Here is a 22,602-nt window from a genome sequence, read left to right as displayed (position 1 = left end):
TAAATTGTTTATCGCAAATGATAATGATTGTTAATTGAAAATATTGCAAGATTTTTATGATATATGCCATGTTCTTCAGCCTGTAACCACAAACAAAATAAATACCAATAAAATCATAAAATTAAAAACAAAACCCACTTAAAACTTGCATAACAAAAACATTTAGATATAAATTAGATATATCGAAATAACATCAGGAGATGATCATGCAACATCCACATGAGGGTTGCTGTAAAGGCAAAGGACATCAGCACGAAGGCTGCCATCACGAGCATCATCAAGAGGGCTGCTGTAAAGGTGAAGGGCATCAGCACGATGGCGGCCATCAAGAGCATCATCAAGAGGGCTGCTGTAAAGGCGAAGGACATCAGCACGAAGGCTGCCATCACGAACATCATCAAGAAGGTTGCGGCAGGGAACGCCATCACGGCCATGAACATGGCTGCGAGCATCGCCACGGTCGAGGCGGACGCCGCCAGCGATTTTTCGGCCACGGCGAGTTACGTCTGGTGATTCTGGATATCTTGACCCGCGATGCAAGCCACGGCTATGAGCTTATCAAAGCCATTGAAACACTGACGCAGGGTAACTACACCCCAAGCCCCGGCGTGATTTATCCGACGCTGGATTTTCTGCAAGATCAGGAATTTATCAGTATCAGCGAAGAAGAAGGCGGTCGGAAGAAGATAGCCATCACTCAGGCCGGACAGCAGTGGCTGGATGAAAATAATGAACAGCTCGAACGTATTCAGGAGCGCGTAAAAGCACGCTGCGTGGGTTTCGAATTACGTAAAAACCCGCAGATGAAGCGGGCGCTGGATAACTTCAAAGCCGTGCTGGATCTGCGGGTGAATCAGGCTGATATCAGTGAAGCACAGATCAAAAAAATCATCGGTGTGATTGACCGTGCAGCGCTGGACATCACCCAACTCGATTAAACGGGCTGTGTATTCGCGTCCCTGCCCTCGCCTCCCTCTGGAGGCGAGAGAAACCGCGTCAGGGACGCGGACTCAATGCAGAACCGTGACGGCATCTTCCAGACGGCTGGCGCGGTGTCTCACCATTGCTGAAACTCTGGCGCTCTCTTCCACCAGTTCGGCATTCTTATGCGTGATGTTATTTAACTCATCCACCGCCAGCGTCAGGCTGGAAAGCCCGTCCGACTGCTCCAGTGTCGAATGACTGATTTGGGCGATGAGCTGGGTCACATTTTGCACCTGCGCCACAATGTCATCCATCGTCCTTCCTGCCGCATGAACCTGTTCTGAGCCGGACTGCACCCGTGAAGCACTGGCATCAATTAGCTTACGAATATCGTTCGCCGCGCTGGCGCTTCGGCTGGCAAGGTGGCGAACCTCTCCGGCGACGACGGCGAATCCTTTGCCCTGTTCACCAGCTCGTGCAGCTTCGACTGCGGCATTCAGCGCCAGAATATTGGTCTGAAACGCGATATCGTTAATGAGTGCGGTGATCGTGCCGATCCGTTGCGTACTGTCGGCAATGTCATCCATCGTTTTGATGACGGTCTCCATCGCTTCCCCACCCTGAGTTGCCGCACCGCTGGCCGCGATGGAAAGTTTGTCGGCAGCGGATGCGGTGGCAGTATTTTTCTTCACCGACTCCGCCATCTGGTTCATGGTCGTTACAGTTTGCTGCACATTTTCCACCGTCTGGCGGGTGTGTTTGTTCAGATCGTCGTTCCCTTTCGCCAGAGTTTCACTGCCATTTCTGACGCTGGAAACCTGGCTTGAGACATCATTAATGAGCCAGCGACACATCAACCCGAGCTGACCCACAGCCCGCAGCGTCAAACCCAACTCGTCGCTGCGATTCAGATGCGTCACACTGTTACGATCCCCTGTCGCCACCTTTAACGCCTGCCGGGCCACATTTTCAATCGGACGCACAATTTGCCACTCAAACATCGCCGTCCCCAGCAGCATGGTCAGCGCGCCGATCATGAGCGACGTCACGGGCGCATTTTGCTGCATCAGGCTCGCCGCCAGTACCGCGAAGATAAACGCCATCACACAACGTACCCGCCAGCGGATGGGGAGCGCCGGAAGTTTGCCTAACCAGCCCTTACGCACCACCAGCCCCTTGTGGAGGCGTTTACGGCAGCGCCCTTCCTTCAGAGCGTGATACAACGGCTCAACCGCCGCAATTTCATCTTCCGTCGCGCGGATACGAATGGACATATACCCGGTCACTTTTCCCTCGCGAACCATCGGCACCGCATTGGCGCGGATCCAGTAGTGATCGCCATTCTTGCAGCGATTTTTAACGATGCCGCTCCACGGTTCCCCTTGTTGCAGGGTGTACCACATATCCGCAAATGCCGCTTTCGGCATATCTGGATGACGCACAAGGTTATGCGGCTGCGCCTGGAGTTCGCTCAACGAATAGCCGCTCACCTGCACGAAGGTGTCATTCGCATGCGTGATATAGCTGTGTAAGTCAGTCGTGGACATGAGGGTCGTATCGTCGTCCAGTGGAATGCTTTTCTGGCTGACGTAGAGATGAGAAGACATGATCGCGTCCTATGCAGGTTATTTTGATGTTAACTTTTCTGTCAGATGTTATTTCGGCGCTAATCGATTTATCTTTAGTTGTTAAAATTGATTTAGATCGCAATTTGCGATTAAACCTCAATATTTGTACGCAATCTAATCCATTGATTTAAATTACTTTCATTGCGTAACTATCAAGCCGTGCTGAATCCTCCGCCCTATTTTTGGGCGTTTTTTGCACTTTTTCGGGGCGTTTTGCGGGTAAAAATGGGCGCATCTGCGTACGTAAAGTCGGTTATGCCGTCTCGATTGTTAACAAATAAGATTAAATGTTGCGTAAATGCGATTATTCCTGGTGTTTATCCCGATTTTCATGAACGCCTTCGGGATGGCGCAATCCCTGCAATACTTAAATCGGTATCATGTGATACGCGATCCCCGGGAGCACATTTTGAACAGGTTACCTTCCAGCGCCTCAGCCTTAGCCTGCAGCGCGCACGCACTGAATCTCATTGAGAAGCGAACGCTTGATCATGAGGAGATGAAAGCACTGAACCGAGAGGTGATTGAGTATTTCAAAGAGCACGTCAATCCGGGGTTTTTAGAGTACCGAAAATCTGTGACTGCAGGCGGGGATTACGGAGCCGTAGAGTGGCAAGCAGGAGGTCTGAATACGCTTGTCGACACTCAGGGACAGGAGTTTGTTGATTGCCTGGGTGGTTTTGGAATTTTCAACGTGGGGCACCGTAATCCAGTTGTGGTTTCCGCCGTACAGAATCAACTCGCGAAACAACCATTGCATAGTCAGGAATTACTTGACCCGCTTCGTGCCATGCTGGCGAAAACACTCGCCGCACTGGCGCCCGGTAAACTGAAATACAGCTTCTTCTGTAACAGTGGAACAGAGTCTGTGGAGGCCGCGCTGAAACTGGCGAAGGCGTATCAGTCACCGCGTGGCAAATATACCTTCATCGCCACCAGCGGCGCGTTCCACGGAAAATCGCTGGGCGCACTATCCGCTACGGCAAAATCCACCTTCCGTAAACCGTTTATGCCGCTGCTGCCGGGGTTCCGTCATGTGCCTTTTGGTAACGTTGAGGCCATGCGTACCGCGCTTAGCGAGTGTAAAAAAACCGGTGATGATGTGGCCGCCGTCATTCTGGAACCGATCCAGGGCGAAGGCGGGGTGATCCTGCCGCCGCCAGGTTATCTGACCGCCGTACGTAAACTCTGCGATGAGTTCGGCGCGTTGATGATTCTGGATGAAGTGCAGACCGGGATGGGACGCACCGGCAAAATGTTCGCCTGTGAGCATGAGAATGTGCAACCCGACATTCTGTGCCTGGCAAAAGCGCTGGGGGGCGGTGTGATGCCGATTGGCGCCACTATCGCAACCGAAGAAGTGTTTTCGGTGTTATTCGACAACCCCTTCCTGCATACCACGACGTTTGGCGGTAACCCGCTGGCCTGTGCGGCGGCGTTGGCCACCATTAACGTGCTGCTGGAGCAGAACTTACCGGCTCAGGCGGAACAGAAAGGCGACATTCTGCTGGACGGTTTCCGCCAGTTGGGTCGGGAATATCCGGATCTGATCCAGGAAGCGCGTGGGAAAGGGATGCTGATGGCGATTGAGTTTGTCGATAACGAGATCGGCTACAACTTTGCCAGCGAGATGTTCCGCCAGCGCGTACTGGTTGCCGGAACGCTCAACAACGCGAAAACGATTCGTATCGAACCGCCGCTCACGCTGACTATTGAGCAGTGTGAACTGGTACTCAAAGCGACTCGCAAAGCGTTGGCGGCCATGCGCGTCAGCGTGGAGCAAGTGTGACAGATGCCGGATGGCAGCGACGTTCTTAACCGGCCTACGCAGGCACCGCACCGTAGGCCGGATAAGATGCGTTAGCATCGCCATCCGGCCTGTTCACAGCACTCACACAATCCGCACACCGGCGGGCATCACACGTTCCGGCGTCAACAGGACGCTTTCGCTACCATCGTCGGTTTCGGCGCAAAGCAACATGCACTCCGAGGTTTCGCCGCGCATTTTGGCTTTGGCGAGATTACACAGCACCACCACCGTTTTCCCTGTCAGTTCCTCCTCACTGTAGTAAGGCACCAGGCTGGTGACGGTTTGCAACGTCCGCTCGCCAACATCGACCTGAACGATATAAAGCTTATCGGCGTTTTCATGGCGCTTAACCTGGACAATTTTTCCAACCCGTATTTCCAGTCGGGCGAACTCCTCAAATGCGACAGTATCCATTTTTCCTCCGTTAGTAAAAATTTACTAAATCATAGCAAAATGTTTTCCTTTCACTTCGCTGAAATAAGGGAAAATGACGCGCTGATCACACTCTTCAGGCAAGGATTTACCCCGTGCGAGTCAAATAAACACGCTTTATTTACTGAAAACAGATGAATAGATAAGCACTTCCTTTACAATGAAAACGCTACTCAGGGAAAAGTCGAAAAAGGTAATTATGGCAACACTTAAAGATATTGCACTCGAAGCTGGCGTATCCCTGGCGACCGTGTCGCGGGTTTTAAACGATGACCCCACGCTGAATGTCAAAGAAGAGACCAAACATCGCATTCTGGAGATTGCGGAGAAGCTGGAGTACAAAACCAGCAGCGCCCGTAAGAGCCAGTCTGCCACGGTGAGTCTGCAACATATTCTGGCGATCTACAGCTACCAGCAGGAGCTGGAGATTAACGATCCTTACTATCTCGCGATCCGTCACGGGATTGAAACGCAATGCGAAAAACTCGGGATCGAGCTGACCAACTGCTATGAGCACAGCGGACTGCCGGAAATCAGGAACATCACGGGCATTTTGATCGTCGGTAAACCCTCTACCGAACTGCGTGACGCGGCAACGGCGTTAACTGACAATATCTGCTTTATCGACTTTCATGAATCCAGCAGCGAATATGACGCCATTGATATCGACCTGGCGCGGATAAGCAAAGAAATTATCGACTTTTTCATCGCGCAGGGCATGAACCGTATCGGCTTTATTGGCGGAGAAGATGAACCCGGCAAAGCGGATATCCGCGAAGCGGCATTTGTGGAATATGGCCGCCTGAAGAAGGTTGTCCGTGAAGAGGATATCTGGCGCGGCGGCTTCTCCAGCTCATCGGGATATAAGTTGGCAAAACAGATGCTGGCCAAAGACGATTTCCCCAGCGCGCTGTTTGTCGCCTCCGACTCTATCGCCATTGGCGTGCTGCGTGCCATCCATGAACGCGGACTGGAGATTCCCCGCGACATTTCACTGATCAGCGTAAACGACATCCCAACCGCGCGGTTTACCTTTCCTCCGCTTTCCACCGTACGTATTCATTCCGAAATGATGGGCAGCCAGGGCGTCAACCTGTTGTATGAAAAAGCCCGCGACGGGCGCGCACTCCCGCTTTTAGTCTTCGTTCCCAGCAAGTTAAAGCTGCGCGGCACCACCCGCTAATCCCCCTTTTCTCCCGCCTGGCGACTCAGCACGCCGGGCGCGCATTTTCATTCATCCGCAGTCGGCTTACACGCTGGTTTTGTGATCAAGTTAAAGTTAATCATTTTTATTACTATATTTTAGTAAAACTTTTACTAAAATCACCTCCAATAACACTTACTCACCATCTACATGAATGGTTCCGATTTCTCTCCACCGGGAGGCCCTATGAATCGCTGGGAAAACATTCAGCTCACCCACGAAAATCGACTGGCGCCACGTGCGTACTTTTTTTCTTATGATTCGGTTGCCCAGGCTCGCTCATTTGTTCGCGAAACCAGCAGCTACTTTTTGCCGTTGAGCGGTCAGTGGAACTTCCAGTTCTTTGACCATCCGCTGCAGGTACCGGACGCGTTTACCACTGAGTATATGAATGACTGGGGGTCTATTACGGTTCCCGGCATGTGGCAGATGGAAGGCCACGGAAAGCTCCAGTACACCGACGAAGGGTTCCCGTTCCCGATCGATGTGCCTTATGTTCCCAGCGATAACCCCACTGGCGCATACCAGCGTATTTTTACCCTTAGCGAAGACTGGAAAGACAAGCAGACGATTATCAAGTTTGACGGTGTCGAAACCTATTTCGAAGTCTACGTTAACGGCCATTATGTTGGGTTCAGCAAAGGCAGTCGTCTGACAGCAGAGTTCGATATTAGCGCAGTCGCCACAACAGGCGACAACCTGCTGTGCGTGCGGGTCATGCAGTGGGCGGACTCCACCTATATTGAAGATCAGGATATGTGGTGGTCTGCGGGGATCTTCCGCGACGTTTATCTGGTCGGTAAGCATGCAACCCACATTCAGGATTTTACCGTCCGTACCGATTTTCACGACAACTACCGCGACGCCAAGCTGAGCTGTCAGATGACGCTGGAAAACCTGGCTTCCGTCCCTGCGCTCACCTCGCTGGAATATACGCTGTTTGACGGCGAGAGCGTCGTTCACACTGGCGTTATCGAAACGCTAAACGTAGACGAGCTCACCCACGCTGATTTTGCGATTGAAGTGAACGCGCCACAACAGTGGTCCGCAGAGTCGCCGTATCTCTACCATCTGGTGATGGTGCTGAAAGACGCCAACGGTAATATCCTGGAAGTGGTGCCACAGCGCGTCGGGTTCCGCGACATTAAAGTCCGCGACGGGCTGTTTTACATAAACAACCGCTATGTGATGCTGCACGGCGTCAACCGTCACGATAATGATCATCTCAAAGGCCGCGCGGTCGGGATGGATCGCGTCGAAAAAGATCTGCTGCTGATGAAGCAGCACAACATCAACTCGGTCCGTACCGCACATTATCCTAACGATCCCCGTTTTTACGAACTGTGCGATATCTATGGCCTGTTTGTGATGGCGGAAACCGATGTCGAATCGCATGGATTTGCCAACGTCGGCAATATCAGCCAGATCACCGACGATCCGGCCTGGGAGCACGTGTATGTCGAGCGCATTGTGCGCCACGTCCACGCGCAGAAAAACCACCCTTCGATCATCATCTGGTCACTCGGTAACGAGTCCGGATACGGCTGTAATATCCGCGCCATGTACCACGCCGCCAAAGCGCTGGACGACACACGACTGATTCATTACGAAGAAGATCGCGACGCGGAAATCGTGGATATCATCTCCACCATGTACACCCGTGTACCGCTGATGAACGAATTTGGTGAGTATCCTCATCCCAAGCCGCGCATTATCTGCGAATACGCCCACGCAATGGGCAACGGCCCTGGCGGACTGACGGAGTATCAAAACGTTTTTTACCAGCATGACTGCATCCAGGGCCACTATGTCTGGGAATGGTGCGATCACGGCATTCAGGCAAAAGATGACGACGGTAACGTCTGGTACAAATTCGGCGGTGATTACGGTGATTACCCGAACAACTACAACTTCTGTCTCGACGGTCTGATTTATTCCGATCAAACACCGGGGCCGGGTTTGAAAGAGTACAAACAGGTCATCGCGCCGGTGAAAATTCACGCGGTGGATCTGGCGCGCGGCGAACTGCGGGTGGAAAATAAGCTGTGGTTTACCCCCCTCGACGATTACACCCTGCACATTGATGTTCGCGCAGAAGGCGAAACGCTCTCCACACAGAGCATCAAACTGCACGGTGTCGCGCCAGACAGTGACGCGCTCGTGACATGCGCGCTGCCGACGCTGGACGCCCGCGAAGCGTTCCTCAATATCACCGTGACGAAAGATTCCCGCACGCTCTACAGCGACGCCGGACATCACATCGCCACTTACCAGTTCCCGCTGAAGGCCCGCACCACCGCACCGGTGCCGTTCAGCCAGAAAAATGCGCGTCCTCTGACTCTGGAGGAAGATCGACAGCACTGTACCGTTGGTGGTTTTAACTTCGCGCTGACCTTCTCAAAGCTGAATGGAAAACCCACCTCCTGGCAGGTTAACGGTGAGGAGCTGATCACCCGCGAGCCGAAGATTAACTTCTTCAAACCGATGATTGATAACCACAAACAGGAGTTTGAGGGTCTCTGGCAACCGAACCATCTGCAGATCATGCAGGAGCATCTGCGCGATTTCGCCATTGAACAGGCTGACGACGCAATTCTTATCACCAGTCGCACCATCATCGCGCCGCCGGTGTTTGATTTCGGGATGCGCTGCACCTATCGCTGGCGCATTGCGGCAGACGGCCAGGTGAATGTCGAGCTTTCGGGCGAGCGTTACGGCGAGTACCCGCACATTATTCCGTGCATCGGTTTCACGTTGGGCATCAACGGCGCGCTCGATCAGGTCGCCTGGTATGGCCGTGGGCCGGGTGAAAACTACGCCGACAGTCAGCAGGCCAATATCATCGACATCTGGCGTGCCACCGTGGATGAGATGTTCGAGAACTATCCCTTCCCGCAAAACAACGGCAACCGCCAGCATGTGCGCTGGGCTGCGCTGACCAATCGTCACGGCAATGGCCTGCTGGTTGTGCCGCAACAGCCGATCAACTTTAGCGCCTGGCACTACACGCCAGAGGATATTCATTCCGCACAGCATTGTAATGAGTTGCAGCGTCGCGATGACATCACGCTGAATCTGGACCACCAGCTGCTCGGGCTTGGCTCCAACTCCTGGGGAAGCGAAGTGCTTGATAGCTGGCGGGTCTGGTTCAGACCTTTCCACTACGGCTTTACATTGCTGCCGGTTTCTGGCGGAGAAACCACCGCTCAGACCTACGCTTGTCACGCCTTTGGCGCGGGTTTCTTTTCCACGAATTTGCACAGCGAGAATGAAAAATGAGAATCCTCGATAACTTAGAACAGTTCCGACAACTCTACGCCTCCGGTCGGAAATGGCAGCGCTGCGTCGAAGCGATCGAAAATATTGATAACATTCGACCCGGTGTCGCCCATTCCATCGGCGATTCGCTCAGTTATCGCGTGGAAACCGATTCAGCCACCGATGCGCTATTTACCGGGCATCGTCGTTATTTTGACGTGCATTATTACTTACAGGGACAGCAAAAAATTGAATTTGCGCCCAAGGATGAATTGCAAATTGTTGAATATTACCGTGATGAAACCGATCGCGAATACCTGAAAGGGTGTGGACAAACCGTCGAAGTGCATGAAGGCCAGATGGTTATTTGTGATAACCATGAGGCTTACCGTTTTATTTGCAATAACGCAGTCAAGAAAGTTGTCCTCAGAGTAACCATCGAAGACGGTTACTTCCATAACAAATAAAAAAAACGGGCGATGTCAGAATGGTATCGCCCTACCCTACAAATGTTCGGAGATGTGTTATGTCTGATACCAAACGTAATACAATCGGTAAATTCGGTTTACTGTCACTCACGTTTGCCGCCGTTTATAGTTTCAATAACGTCATCAATAATAATATTGAGCTTGGGCTGGCATCCGCACCGATGTTTTTCCTGGCCACGATTTTTTATTTTATTCCCTTCTGCTTAATCATCGCGGAATTTGTCTCGCTGAATAAGAACTCAGAGGCCGGGGTTTATGCGTGGGTAAAAAGTTCGTTGGGCGGTCGCTGGGCGTTTATTACCGCCTACACCTACTGGTTCGTCAATCTGTTCTTTTTCACTTCGCTGCTGCCGCGCGTTATTGCCTATGCCTCTTACGCGTTTCTCGGCTACGAATATATTCTGACGCCGATTGCGACCACCGTCCTGAGTATGGTGCTGTTCGCCTTCTCGACCTGGGTCTCCACTAACGGGGCGAAAATGCTGGGTCCCATCACTTCAGTCACGTCCACGCTGATGCTGTTGCTCACCTTGTCCTACATTTTACTGGCAGGCACCGCGCTGGTTGGTGGTGTCCAGCCAGCCGATCCAATTACCGTTGATGCGATGATCCCGAATTTCAACTGGGCATTCCTCGGCATTACCACCTGGATCTTCATGGCCGCAGGCGGTGCAGAATCCGTCGCCGTTTACGTTAACGACGTCAAAGGCGGTTCGAAATCGTTCGTAAAAGTGATCATTATTGCCGGGATCTTTATCGGCGTTCTGTATTCCATTTCATCGGTGCTGATCAACGTCTTTGTCAGCAGCAAAGAGCTGAAGTTTACCGGCGGCTCTGTGCAGGTATTCCACGGCCTGGCCGCGTATTTCGGTCTGCCAGAACTCATCGTCAATCGTTTTGTCGGTCTGGTCTCCTTTACCGCCATGTTCGGCTCCTTGCTGATGTGGACCGCAACGCCGGTGAAAATTTTCTTCTCTGAGATCCCGGAAGGCATTTTCGGCAAGAAAACCGTCTCGCTGAATGAGAACGGCGTACCGGCGCGAGCCGCCTGGATCCAGTATCTGATTGTTATTCCGCTGATGATCATCCCAATGCTCGGCTCCAATACCGTGCAGGATCTTATGAACACCATCATTAATATGACTGCCGCTGCCTCCATGCTGCCGCCGCTGTTTATTATGCTGGCTTATCTGAATCTGCGGGTAAAACTGGATCATTTACCGCGCGACTTCCGCATGGGATCACAACGCACCGGCATTATTGTGGTTTCCATGCTGATTGCGCTTTTTACCGTCGGATTTATCGCCTCTACGTTCCCTACCGGCGGGAACATCATGACCATTATTTTTTATAACGTGGGTGGCATTGTTATCTTCCTCGGTTTTGCCTGGTGGAAATACAGCAGGTACATAAAAGGGTTAACCAAAGAAGAGCAAGCAATCGAAGCCGCCCCCGCTTCAAACATTCAGTAACGACCAGCACACTAAAAAAAGCACCATCTCCGGTTCGCTCTCCCTTCGGGGGGAGCATCTTTTTTGAATCCCATCACAATCATTACATTCCTCTTTTCCCTTTTGCGCGCCGACAGCTAAATTAGAACTCATCCGACCACATAACAATAATTTTACATAATGGACACCCTTATGAGCTATCCGTCGCTGTTCGCCCCACTCGACCTGGGCTTTACCCAGCTTAAAAACCGCGTGCTAATGGGTTCAATGCATACCGGCCTTGAGGAGTATCCCGACGGCGCACAACGTCTGGCGGCCTTCTACGCCGAGCGTGCGAAGCATGGCGTCGCGCTGATTGTCAGCGGCGGTATCGCCCCTGCGCTCTCCGGCGTGGGAATGGAAGGCGGCGCAACGCTGAATGACGCCAGGCAATTACCATTCCATCGCACCATCACCGATGCGGTTCATGATGAAGGCGGTAAAATCGCCCTTCAGATCCTGCATACCGGGCGTTACAGCTACCAACCGCACCTGGTGGCGCCCTCCGCGCTACAGGCGCCGATAAACCGCTTTACGCCTCATGAGCTGACCCATGACGAGATCCTGCAACTGATTGACGACTTCGCGCGCTGCGCACAACTGGCGCGCGAAGCAGGATACGACGGCGTGGAGGTGATGGGCTCTGAAGGGTATCTGATTAACGAGTTTCTCACCGTACGCACCAACCAACGCCAGGACCAATGGGGCGGCGACTATGTCAACCGTATGCGTTTTGCTGTAGAAGTCGTGCGGGCAGTACGCCAGCGCGTCGGCAACGATTTCATCATTATCTATCGCCTGTCGATGCTGGATTTGGTGGAAAACGGCGGCACCTTTGAGGAAACCGTACAGCTGGCGCAGGCCATTGAAGCCGCAGGCGCAACGATCATTAACACGGGCATCGGCTGGCATGAAGCCCGCATTCCTACCATCGCCACGCCGGTCCCGCGCGGTGCATTTAGCTGGGTAACCCGCAAGCTGAAAGGTCTCGTGACAATCCCGCTGGTCACCACCAACCGCATCAACGATCCGCAGGTGGCCGACGATATTCTGGCCCGTGGCGATGCCGATATGGTGTCGATGGCGCGTCCGTTCCTCGCCGACGCCGAACTGCTTTCAAAGGCGCAGTCCGGACGTGCCGATGAGATCAACACCTGCATCGGTTGTAACCAGGCGTGCCTGGATCAGATCTTCGTTGGCAAAGTCACTTCATGCCTGGTAAACCCACGCGCCTGCCACGAAACAAAAATGCCTGTCTTGCCGGCGGTGGTGAAGAAACAACTGGCGGTGGTAGGGGCCGGGCCAGCAGGTCTTGCTTTTGCGATCAACGCCGCCGCGCGTGGTCATGCTGTCACCCTGTTTGATGCCAACGCCGAGATCGGCGGGCAATTTAACATTGCCAAACAGATCCCCGGCAAAGAAGAATTTTATGAAACGCTGCGCTATTACCGCCGAATGATCGACGTCACTGGCGTCACGCTGAAACTGAATCAGTTCGTGAGCGCCGACGCCCTTCAGTCCTTTGATGAAGTGATCCTCGCCAGTGGGATCGAACCGCGTAAACCGCCGATCGCCGGTATCGATCATCCGAAAGTACTGACCTATCTTGACGTCTTGCGCGACAAAGCCCCGGTCGGGAAGCGCGTGGCCATTGTTGGTTGCGGCGGGATCGGTTTTGATACCGCCATGTACCTGAGTCAGCCAGGCGATCCCACCAGTCAGAGCATTGCCGAGTTTTGCGTGGAGTGGGGTATCGACACCAGCCTGCAACAGGCGGGCGGCCTGCGCCCGGAAGGCCCGCATTTATCACGCAGTCCGCGACAAATCGTGATGCTGCAACGTAAGGCCAGCAAACCCGGTCAGGGGTTGGGGAAAACAACGGGGTGGATCCACCGCACGACCCTGCTCTCTCGCGGGGTAAAAATGATCCCGGCGGTCAGTTATCAGAAGATCGATGATGAAGGGTTACACGTATTGATCAACGGCGAGCCGCAACTTCTGGCCGTCGACAACGTGGTGATTTGCGCCGGGCAGGATCCAAGACGCGAACTGGCCGATCCGTTGCACGCAGCAGGTAAAGTGGTGCATTTGATTGGTGGATGCGATGTGGCAATGGAGCTGGATGCCCGGCGAGCCATTGCGCAGGGCACAAAGCTAGCGCTGGAAATTTAACCTATTGCCCGGTGGCGCTACGCTTACCGGGCCTACAAAACCTCGTAGGCCGGAGCAAGCGAAGCGCCGCCCGGCAAACAATAGTTTAGCGACGACGGCCCAGTTTCACCGCCTTCAGCACCACGAATTTATTGTTGGTGGCGATGGTTTCGCAGTTCCCGAAGATCTTCTTCAGTTTGTGGAAATAGTCGAGGTGACGGTTCGCCACAATATACAGCTCGCCGTTGATCTTCAGGCAACGACGCGCGTGATGGAACATCTCCCAAGCGACGTTATCCGTCAGGGCATGCTTCTGGTGGAACGGCGGATTACAAATGACCGCGTTGAAGCGGAAAGGCTCCACGCCTGATAGGGCGTTGTTAATCATAAACTCGCAGCGATCCAGGTTTTCAGGCATGTTGGTTTCTACGTTCAGACGACTGGACGCCACGGCCATCGGCGATTCATCGGTAAAGATGACGCTGGCTTCCGGGTTTTTCTCCAGCAGCGTCAGACCAATCACCCCGTTGCCACATCCGAGATCCACGATCTCCCCTTCCAGATTGTCGGGCAAATTCTCAATAAAGAAACGGGCACCGATATCCAGCCCCGTGCGCGAGAAGACGTTGGCATGGTTGTGAATGGTCCAGTTGGTTCCGTCCAGCTTCCAGCTCAGCGTCTCTGGTGCATCGGCAAGTTCGGGCTTCGTGAACGTTGGGTTGATCAGACGCGCCTTTTTCCAGGCCAGCGTGGTGGTCGTTGGGCCCAGCACTTTTTCGAACAGCTCAAGCGTGGAGTTGTGAATATCACGCGCTTTAGCACCCGCAATAATCCGCGTTTCTGGGGTGACCACCTGACGCAGTGCGCGCAGTTGCTGTTCCAGCAGGGCCAGCGTTTTAGGAATTTTAATCAGCACAACGCCCGGTGCCTGCGGATATTGTGCCGTGCTGTCGAGAAACTTGACGCTGGATTCCGCAATCTCGTTGTGACGCAGGTTTTCGCGCGTCGCGAGTTCGCTTAAATAGGAATCACCGATGCTGTAAGGCGTGTGTTCAGCCAGCGCGCAACCCAGTGCTCCGAAGGTATCATTCAGGATCAGAACCGGACCGACAATTTCAGTGTCATCCAACTGTTGCAGCAGATATTCATCCGCCGCTTCCCACGCCTGAAGCGGGTTAACGTCGTCCGTTTCCGGGAAACGTTTAAGATTGAGTGAACGGAAACCGTTGTCTAAGTGGCTCATCGGCCCTCCTGAGTGGTAAAATTTGGCGTTATCCCTGAAAAGGGTGCGTGAGTATACCTTTTTATTATTCAGTTGGGGCGTTGTTGATGAGCAATCTTAGTTATCTGCAGGGCTATCCGGAGAATTTACTTTCCCAGGTACGCACCTTAATTGCCGAAGAGCGGCTGGGCAGCGTTCTTGAAAAACGTTACCCAGGCACACACAGCTTCGCGACCGATAAGGCGCTCTGGCAGTACACCCAGGATCTGAAAAGCCAGTTTCTGCGTAATGCGCCACCGATCAATAAAGTGATGTATGACAATAAGATCCACGTGCTGAAAAACGCACTGGGTTTGCATACCGCCGTTTCACGCGTCCAGGGTGGAAAGCTGAAAGCGAAGGCGGAAATCCGCGTCGCCACGGTTTTTCGCAACGCGCCGGAGCCGTTCCTGCGGATGATCGTCGTCCATGAACTGGCGCATCTGAAGGAAAAAGAGCACGACAAAGCGTTCTACCAGTTGTGCTGTCATATGGAGCCGCAGTATCACCAGCTTGAGTTTGATACCCGCCTGTGGCTGACGCAGTTGTCGTTAAAGGAAACTGCGTAGTCGCGCACTGGCTTTGCCATAAAGGCGTGATACATTGGCGCGAGAATCCCTTTATGGAGCCTGAAGGCGTTTATGATACGTTTCGCTGTTATTGGCACAAACTGGATCACCCGCCAGTTTGTCGATGCCGCTCATGAAACCGGCAAATATAAGTTAACTGCAGTCTATTCCCGCAGCCTCGAACAGGCGCAAACGTTCGCTAACGACTATCCCGTCGAACATCTGTTTACCTCGCTGGACGCCATGGCAAAAAGCGAGGCGATTGATGCGGTCTATATTGCCAGCCCAAATTCACTGCATTTTTCCCAGACCCGGCTCTTTCTCAGTCACCAAAAACATGTGATTTGCGAGAAGCCGCTGGCATCGAATCTGGCTGAGGTTGAAGCGGCTATCGCCTGTGCCCGCGAAAATCAGGTCGTGCTCTTTGAAGCCTTTAAAACGGCCAGCCTGCCCAATTTCCTGCTGCTACAACAAGCCTTGCCGAAGGTGGGGAAAGTACGTAAGGCCTTTATCAATTACTGCCAGTACTCCTCGCGTTACCAGCGCTATCTGGACGGTGAAAACCCCAACACCTTTAATCCGGCGTTTTCAAATGGCTCGATCATGGATATCGGCTTTTATTGCCTGGCGTCCGCCATCGCACTCTGGGGTGAACCTTGCAGCGTGCAGGCTTCTGCCAGCCTGCTGGAAAGCGGCGTTGATGCCCATGGCGTCGTGGTGCTGAATTACGGTGATTTCAGCGTGACCTTGCAGCACTCCAAAGTCAGCGACTCTGTGCTGGCCAGCGAAATTCAGGGAGAAGCGGGTTCCCTGGTGATTGAGAAAATCGCCGAGTGTCAGAAAGTCTGCTTTATTCCACGCGGCGGGAAGACGCAGGATCTCACTGCACCTCAGCATATTAATACTATGCTCTATGAGGCAGAGGTCTTTGCACATTTGGTTGAAACGCATGAGGTGAACCATCCCGCTCTGGAAGTCAGCCGCATTACTGCGAAACTGCAAACGGAAATTCGTCGCCAGACTGGGGTACTATTCCCGGCGGATGATCAAAACCCCGCAGCCACTGCGTAAATCAATGTAAAACAGATGTAACAGGCCATTGACTGGAAGCATGGCCTGTCATATTTTGTTACCCGCAAAGGGGAGTAACTTCATTGCCGGTGGATCGTCATTACGATGTGTGAAAAACCACATCCGGTCACCGGGCAACAAAACAGGAATGCGTCGTCGTATTCCTGTTTTGTTGTAAGTGAGACCTTGCCGGAAGGCGAGGTCTATGCATATAAAAAGCAACGGCTGTCGTCTTCTGACGTCAGCCGTTTTTTTATGTGTAAGGAAATTTTATGAATACTGTCGGCACACCGTTGTTATGGGGTGGATTCGCTGTCGTTGTGGTGATTATGCTGGCTATTGATCTTCTGCTACAGGGGCGTCGTGGCGCACATACGATGTCAATGAAGCAGGCGGCAATCTGGTCCCTGGTCTGGGTAACACTCTCATTATTGTTTAACGCCGTATTCTGGTGGTATCTGGCTCAAACGCAAGGACGTGCGGTTGCCGATCCGCAGGCGCTGGCGTTTCTGACCGGTTATTTGATCGAAAAATCACTGGCGGTGGATAACGTCTTTGTCTGGCTGATGCTCTTCAGCTACTTCTCTGTCCCGCCCGCGCTGCAACGTCGGGTGTTGGTCTATGGCGTACTGGGTGCGATCGTACTGCGTACCATCATGATCTTTACCGGAAGCTGGCTGATCGCGCAGTTCGAGTGGCTGCTGTATGTGTTCGGTGCCTTCCTGCTGTTTACCGGTGTAAAAATGGCGCTGGCGAAAGATGATGCGTCCGGCATCGGCGACAGACCGGTGGTTCGCTGGCTACGTGGGCATCTGCGCATGACCGACACCATCGAGAACGAGCATTTCTTCGTGCGTAAGAACGGCCTGCTGTTCGCAACGCCGCTGATGCTGGTACTGATTCTGGTTGAACTGAGCGACGTCATTTTCGCCGTCGACAGTATTCCGGCTATCTTTGCCGTGACGACCGACCCGTTCATTGTACTGACCTCTAACCTGTTCGCGATTCTGGGTCTGCGTGCGATGTACTTCCTGCTGGCGGGTGTCGCGGAGCGCTTCTCAATGCTCAAATATGGTTTGTCGATAATCCTGGTGTTCATTGGTATCAAGATGCTGATTGTCGACTTCTATCATATTCCTATCGCCATCTCGTTAGGTGTGGTGTTTGGCATCCTGATCGTCACACTGCTCGTTAACGCATGGGTAAACCATCAAAACGATAAGAAACAGCAAGCGCAGTAACCTCCATGGCCCGGCAGTATGCCTGCCGGGCCAGCAAAAATACGTTCCGCAGACCGACAAACGTAGCGCCCCCTGGCAATACGTAAACAAATAGTTAAAAAATATGATGTGACACGTAAATTTCAGCATTTTACGCTTCCCCAGAGCGCATCTTTCCTTATACTCACTCAGGCAAACATTTATTACATCCGGGCATAAACGTAACAAAGAGTACGTTCCAGGATGGACGCAATATCACTTAAGGAAATCTCCATGAAGTCATCAACTTCAGGCCTGCTCGCACGCCTGTCGCAAGGTAGTCTCGTAAAACAAATCCTCGTAGGTTTAGTGCTCGGCGTTTTGCTGGCTCTGGTATCTAAACCTGCGGCAGAAGCGTCGGGTCTGCTGGGAACGCTGTTTGTTGGCGCCCTGAAAGCCGTTGCCCCTGTCCTGGTGCTAACGCTGGTTATGGCATCTATCGCCAATCACCAGCAGGGTCAGAAAACCAATATCCGTCCGATTCTGTTCCTGTATCTTCTGGGCACATTTTCTGCTGCCCTGGCGGCAGTAGTGTTCAGTTTTGCCTTTCCGTCAACGCTGCATTTATCCACCAGCGCTGGGGATATCGTACCGCCCTCAGGCATTGTAGAAGTGTTACGCGGCCTGCTGATGAGCATGGTCACCAACCCGATTGATGCCCTGCTCAATGCGAACTACATTGGTATTCTGGTCTGGGCCGTAGGTTTGGGCTTTGCGTTTCGCCACGGTAATGAGACGACAAAAAATCTCGTTAATGACATGGCAAACGCCGTGACTTTCATGGTGAAACTGGTTATCCGTTTCGCCCCTATCGGTATCTTTGGGCTGGTTTCATCCACGCTCGCCACGACCGGTTTTGCAACGCTCTGGGGTTACGCGCAACTGCTGGTCGTGCTGATTGGCTGTATGCTGCTGGTCGCGCTGGTCATTAACCCGCTGCTGGTATTCTGGAAGATTCGCCGTAACCCGTATCCGCTGGTCATGGCCTGTCTGCGTGAAAGCGGCGTTTATGCCTTCTTTACCCGCAGTTCAGCCGCCAATATCCCGGTAAACATGGCGTTGTGTGAAAAGCTGAACCTGGACCGGGATACCTACTCCGTCTCTATCCCGCTGGGCGCGACCATCAATATGGCTGGGGCGGCGATCACCATTACCGTCCTGACGCTGGCCGCAGTTAACACGTTAGGCGTTCCGGTGGATCTCCCGACAGCGCTGTTACTAAGCGTGGTTGCCTCGCTGTGCGCGTGTGGTGCGTCAGGTGTGGCGGGTGGCTCCCTGCTGCTGATCCCGCTGGCGTGCAATATGTTCGGTATTCCTAACGATATTGCCATGCAGGTGGTTGCCGTCGGCTTCATCATCGGCGTACTGCAGGACTCCTGCGAAACGGCGCTGAACTCGTCGACTGACGTCCTGTTCACCGCAGCAGCCTGCCAGGCAGAAGACGAACGTCTGGCTAACAACGCACTGCGCGGGTAATCTCTTCCCCCTCCGTCAACGTGCGGAGGGGTTTTCCTGCGACGCTGCATTCTCCATTCTGAAAGGATCAATACCGCGTTTTTGCATACGTCTGAAGCGGATGATATTGAGACCATTTATCACCAAAAAGCTGCCCTCAATAAGCGTACCGCCAATCGATCCCAACCAGAAGTTATGAATGACCCAACAGGCCGTGGCACACCACATCACGCAACGCACGGTTAATCCTTTGCAGCGAAACAGCGCCCAGGTGCTGGCGAGCGTGCCCATAATGGGCAACAGTTCCATCGCATGTTGCAGTTTTGCCAGGCCGAGAACCAACGTGAGCACGATGAAAACGGTCATCACCCAAAGCCGCCGGGTATACATCGAAATCAGCGTACGTACGGTGTTAAGTTCAGCACTCATCCCGGCTGGGGCGGCCCCCATCAAAAAGAAATGCACGCCAATGGTGGCGCTATAGACGGCAAGTTGCAGTTTGAAGCGACGCTCGTCGCGGTTGAAAAAGGTGGTAATACCAATCAGAAAGGCGATGACACCAACGCCCTGAGCCAACCAATACGCGGTCATGAAGAGTCCCTGTAGACAGGCAAAAAGAAACGGCGCCTCATTATATGAAACGCCGTTTCAATTTTAAAGCGATCGTTTTATAACGTCACGCCGCTTTTGAAGATCGCCAGTTCCCGGAAGTCGTTACGCTCATTGCAGGTCTGCTTACCATTGGCAAAATCAACGATCGTATCGACGAACTCGTTGAGTAGCTGCGGCATCGCTTTACCGTGGATCAGTTGCCCGGCATCAAAATCGATCCAGTGCTTTTTCTTCGCCGCCAGCTCGCTGTTCGTGGCGATTTTTACCGTCGGTACAAAGCCGCCGTATGGCGTGCCGCGACCGGTACTGAACAGCACCATGTGACAGCCAGCCCCCGCCAGCGCACTGGTGGCGACAGCATCATTACCCGGTGCGCTCAGCAGATTCAGGCCCGGCGTTTTCAGACGCTCGCCGTAGCGCAGCACATCCACCACCTGACTGGCCCCCGCTTTCTGGGTGCAGCCCAGCGATTTATCCTCAAGCGTCGTGATACCGCCCGCTTTGTTGCCCGGAGAAGGATTCTCGTAGATCGGCTGGTCATGGGCAATGAAGTACTGTTTGAAGTCATTAACCATGGTGACCAGTTTTTCAAACGTCTCTTCATCACGGCAATGCGTCATCAGCAATTGCTCTGCGCCAAACATTTCCGGCACTTCCGTCAATACGGTCGTTCCGCCATTGGCAATCACGTAATCGGAGAAGCGTCCCAGCATCGGGTTGGCAGTGATGCCGGACAGGCCATCTGAACCCCCGCACTCCAGACCGAACTTTAATTCGCCCAGTTTGCCCGGTTCGCGCTTGTCGTAACGCATCACGTTATACAACTGATGGAGATGCTCGAGGCCCGCTTCCACTTCGTCGTCCTGGTGCTGACAGATCATAAAGTGAACGCGATCGGCATCAAACTCACCCAGCGTTTCGCGGAAGGCATCCACCTGGTTGTTTTCACAGCCCAGGCCAATCACCAGCACCGCTCCGGCATTCGGATGGCGCACCATATTTTGCAGCATGGTGCGGGTATTGATGTGATCGTCACCCAGTTGAGAGCAGCCGTAAGTGTGGCTGAAGAGATGCACGCCGTCAGTACCTTCGGCGTCGTTGGTCTCCTTCAGGAAGCGAGTCTGGATCTGGCGTGCAATACCGTTCACGCAGCCGACCGTCGGCAAAATCCACAATTCGTTGCGCACACCCACCTCGCCGTTGGCGCGGCGATAGATCTGCACATTGCGATCGGCAGGCTGTGCTTCTTCGGCCTGAAAATCGGGTTGATAGCGATACGTATCCAGATCGCTCAGATTGGTACGGGTATTGTGGGCGTGAATGTGCTCCCCCGCCGCAATGTCCGCCAGAGCATGACCGATCGGCTGGCCATATTTAATAACGTTTTCGCCCTTTGCGATCTGGCTTAACGCAAATTTATGTCCGCGGACAATGTCCTGACCAAGCGTCACGATGTGGCTATCAATGCTGACTTCTGTGCCCTGCGCCAAATCGGCCAGGGCAACTGCAACGTTATCCAGCGAATGGATCCTGATGTATTGCATATCAACCCAGACCTTAGTTCAGTTCAATGGCGAAGTAGTCACGCGCATTGTTAAAGCAAATATTACGCACCATCTCACCCAACAGCTGGATATCCGCCGGTGCTTCGCCAGCCGCGACCCAGCGGCCAATCATCTGGCACAGGATGCGACGGAAATATTCATGGCGCGTATAGGACAGGAAGCTGCGGCTGTCGGTCAGCATACCGACAAAGCGGCTCAGCAGGCCGAGCTGCGCTAGTTGGGTCATCTGACGTTCCATGCCGTCTTTCTGGTCGTTGAACCACCAGCCGGAACCGAACTGCATTTTGCCCGGCATCCCTTCGCCCTGGAAGTTACCGATCATCGTGCCCAGCACTTCGTTATCGCGCGGATTCAGGCAGTAGAGGATGGTTTTCGGCAGCAGGTTCTGCTCGTTTTGCTTGCTCAGCAGTTTGGAGAGCTCTTCCGCCATCGGGCGGTCGTTGATGGAATCAAAGCCGACGTCTGCGCCCAGCAGTTTGAACTGACGCTGGTTGTTATTACGCAGCGCGCCAATGTGGTACTGCTGTACCCACTCGCGACGCGCGTATTCTGCGCCAAGGAACACCAGTACAGCTGTTTTGAACTGCGCGACTTCGTGCTCACTCAGAATTTCGCCAGCCAGACGACGCGCCAGAATGCTGTCCAGCTCCGCTTCGTTCGCGTCAGCAAACATCACGACATCCAGCGCATGGTCGGAGACTTTACACCCGTGTGCGGCGAAGTGATCCAGACGTTTGGTCAGTGCAGTTTGCAGGTCAGTGAAACGACGAATATCGGTATCGGAAACTTCACCCAGCTTCGCCATGTAATCGTTAAAGGTCGCCTGCTCAATGTTGAAGGCTTTATCCGGACGCCAGCTCGGCAGCACTTTAACGGAGAAGGTGATGTCTTTGGCCACCGTTGCATGGTGCTCCAGAGAATCGATCGGGTCATCGGTGGTGCCGACCATTTTCACGTTCATCTGCTGCATGATGCCGCGCGCGGAGAATTGATCCTGCGCCAGCAACTCGTTGCACTGGTTCCAGATTTCGTCGGCGGTAGACGGAGAAAGCAGTTTGCCAGTGATGCCAAACGGACGACGCAGCTCAAGGTGCGTCCAGTGGTATAACGGGTTGCCGATAGTGTGTGGAACGGTCGCTGCCCAGGCATCAAACTTTTCACGATCGGAAGCGTCGCCGGTACACAGACGTTCAGCGACGCCGTTGGTACGCATGGCACGCCACTTGTAGTGATCGCCTTTCAGCCAGATGTCATACAGGTTGTTGAAACGGTAGTTTTCGGCGATTTGCTGCGGCGGCAGATGGCAATGGTAGTCGAAGATGGGCTGGTCTTTGGCGTAATCATGGTACAGACGACGGGCAAATTCGGTATCCAGCAGAAAATCTTCAGTCATAAACGGAGTCATTTATCGTCTTCCTCTCAACG

17 protein-coding genes are annotated in these 22,602 nt (G+C 53.3%); 11 read left to right on the top strand and 6 right to left on the bottom strand.

The annotated features are described in order from the left end of the window. Positions 1 to 206: 206 nt before the first annotated feature. Positions 207 to 938 (top strand): PadR family transcriptional regulator, encoded by a 732-nt coding sequence (locus tag AC07UY_RS00890; RefSeq protein ID WP_494660931.1) that lies wholly within the window; start codon positions 207 to 209, stop codon positions 936 to 938. Positions 939 to 1,010: 72 nt separating this feature from the next. Here the strand turns inward: AC07UY_RS00890 and AC07UY_RS00885 are convergent, their stop codons facing one another. Next, positions 1,011 to 2,531: a methyl-accepting chemotaxis protein gene (locus AC07UY_RS00885; RefSeq protein WP_494700589.1), complete on the bottom strand. Its 1,521-nt coding sequence runs from the start codon at positions 2,529 to 2,531 to the stop codon at positions 1,011 to 1,013. A gap of 430 nt (positions 2,532 to 2,961) precedes the next feature. Here AC07UY_RS00885 and ygjG point away from each other — a divergent pair, with 430 nt between their 5' ends. Then, positions 2,962 to 4,341 carry a putrescine aminotransferase gene (gene ygjG, locus AC07UY_RS00880; RefSeq protein ID WP_192613541.1) on the top strand — a complete coding sequence of 460 codons (1,380 nt, stop codon included), beginning with the start codon at positions 2,962 to 2,964 and terminating at the stop codon, positions 4,339 to 4,341. 102 nt (positions 4,342 to 4,443) lie between these two features. Here ygjG and AC07UY_RS00875 read toward each other — a convergent pair whose 3' ends face one another. Next, on the bottom strand, positions 4,444 to 4,776 hold the full coding sequence (locus tag AC07UY_RS00875; RefSeq protein WP_301702343.1) for a tRNA-binding protein: 333 nt from the start codon (positions 4,774 to 4,776) through the stop codon (positions 4,444 to 4,446). Between the two features lie 217 nt (positions 4,777 to 4,993). Between AC07UY_RS00875 and ebgR the strand changes: the two genes are divergently transcribed. The 5 genes from ebgR (at position 4,994) to AC07UY_RS00850 (ending at position 13,406) form a co-directional block, all read left to right on the top strand. Further along, positions 4,994 to 5,977, top strand: coding sequence for a transcriptional regulator EbgR (ebgR, locus tag AC07UY_RS00870; protein ID WP_276293822.1), 984 nt, complete (start codon positions 4,994 to 4,996; stop codon positions 5,975 to 5,977). A gap of 207 nt (positions 5,978 to 6,184) precedes the next feature. Beyond that, positions 6,185 to 9,277 (top strand): beta-galactosidase subunit alpha, encoded by a 3,093-nt coding sequence (gene ebgA, locus AC07UY_RS00865; protein ID WP_494700588.1) that lies wholly within the window; start codon positions 6,185 to 6,187, stop codon positions 9,275 to 9,277. Continuing rightward, positions 9,274 to 9,723: a beta-galactosidase subunit beta gene (locus AC07UY_RS00860; RefSeq protein WP_494700587.1), complete on the top strand. Its 450-nt coding sequence runs from the start codon at positions 9,274 to 9,276 to the stop codon at positions 9,721 to 9,723. Before ebgA ends, AC07UY_RS00860 begins: the two co-directional genes overlap by 4 nt. Positions 9,724 to 9,782: 59 nt before the next feature. Continuing rightward, positions 9,783 to 11,216, top strand: coding sequence for an amino acid permease (locus AC07UY_RS00855; RefSeq protein WP_203359911.1), 1,434 nt, complete (start codon positions 9,783 to 9,785; stop codon positions 11,214 to 11,216). Between the two features lie 171 nt (positions 11,217 to 11,387). Beyond that, a complete protein-coding gene (locus AC07UY_RS00850) occupies positions 11,388 to 13,406 on the top strand; it encodes an oxidoreductase (protein ID WP_494700586.1) in 2,019 nt (672 codons plus the stop codon). Between the two features lie 85 nt (positions 13,407 to 13,491). Here the strand turns inward: AC07UY_RS00850 and rlmG are convergent, their stop codons facing one another. Further along, the gene (gene rlmG, locus AC07UY_RS00845; RefSeq protein ID WP_494700585.1) at positions 13,492 to 14,628 is read right to left on the bottom strand and encodes a 23S rRNA (guanine(1835)-N(2))-methyltransferase RlmG; all 1,137 of its coding nucleotides are present in this window, start codon (positions 14,626 to 14,628) and stop codon (positions 13,492 to 13,494) included. 86 nt (positions 14,629 to 14,714) lie between these two features. On the opposite strand from rlmG, the gene AC07UY_RS00840 reads away from it, so the two are divergent. From AC07UY_RS00840 to sstT, 4 genes are all read left to right on the top strand, one after another. Then, positions 14,715 to 15,215, top strand: coding sequence for a M48 metallopeptidase family protein (locus AC07UY_RS00840; protein WP_490469602.1), 501 nt, complete (start codon positions 14,715 to 14,717; stop codon positions 15,213 to 15,215). Between the two features lie 72 nt (positions 15,216 to 15,287). Then, entirely contained in the window at positions 15,288 to 16,286 is a 999-nt protein-coding gene (locus tag AC07UY_RS00835) for a Gfo/Idh/MocA family protein (protein ID WP_494700584.1), read from the top strand. Positions 16,287 to 16,558: 272 nt separating this feature from the next. Further along, positions 16,559 to 17,527, top strand: coding sequence for a TerC family protein (locus AC07UY_RS00830; protein WP_276293814.1), 969 nt, complete (start codon positions 16,559 to 16,561; stop codon positions 17,525 to 17,527). 252 nt (positions 17,528 to 17,779) lie between these two features. Beyond that, entirely contained in the window at positions 17,780 to 19,021 is a 1,242-nt protein-coding gene (sstT, locus tag AC07UY_RS00825; RefSeq protein WP_301702353.1) for a serine/threonine transporter SstT, read from the top strand. A 15-nt stretch (positions 19,022 to 19,036) separates the two neighbouring features. On the opposite strand, the gene AC07UY_RS00820 is transcribed toward sstT, so the two are convergent. The 3 genes from AC07UY_RS00820 to uxaC all read right to left on the bottom strand — a co-directional run bounded on the left by AC07UY_RS00820 (position 19,037) and on the right by uxaC (position 22,582). Beyond that, positions 19,037 to 19,591 (bottom strand): YgjV family protein, encoded by a 555-nt coding sequence (locus AC07UY_RS00820; protein WP_203359904.1) that lies wholly within the window; start codon positions 19,589 to 19,591, stop codon positions 19,037 to 19,039. A gap of 77 nt (positions 19,592 to 19,668) precedes the next feature. After that, positions 19,669 to 21,156, bottom strand: coding sequence for a UxaA family hydrolase (locus AC07UY_RS00815; RefSeq protein ID WP_494660923.1), 1,488 nt, complete (start codon positions 21,154 to 21,156; stop codon positions 19,669 to 19,671). Positions 21,157 to 21,169: 13 nt separating this feature from the next. Next, positions 21,170 to 22,582, bottom strand: coding sequence for a glucuronate isomerase (gene uxaC, locus AC07UY_RS00810; RefSeq protein ID WP_494700583.1), 1,413 nt, complete (start codon positions 22,580 to 22,582; stop codon positions 21,170 to 21,172). Positions 22,583 to 22,602: the final 20 nt, after the last annotated feature.

The sequence above is a fragment of the Citrobacter sp. GW821-FHT02E08 genome, assembly GCF_059421685.1.
The sequence above is the reverse complement of the archived record's forward strand: the minus strand, read 5'-3'. Positions and strand labels throughout refer to the sequence as shown.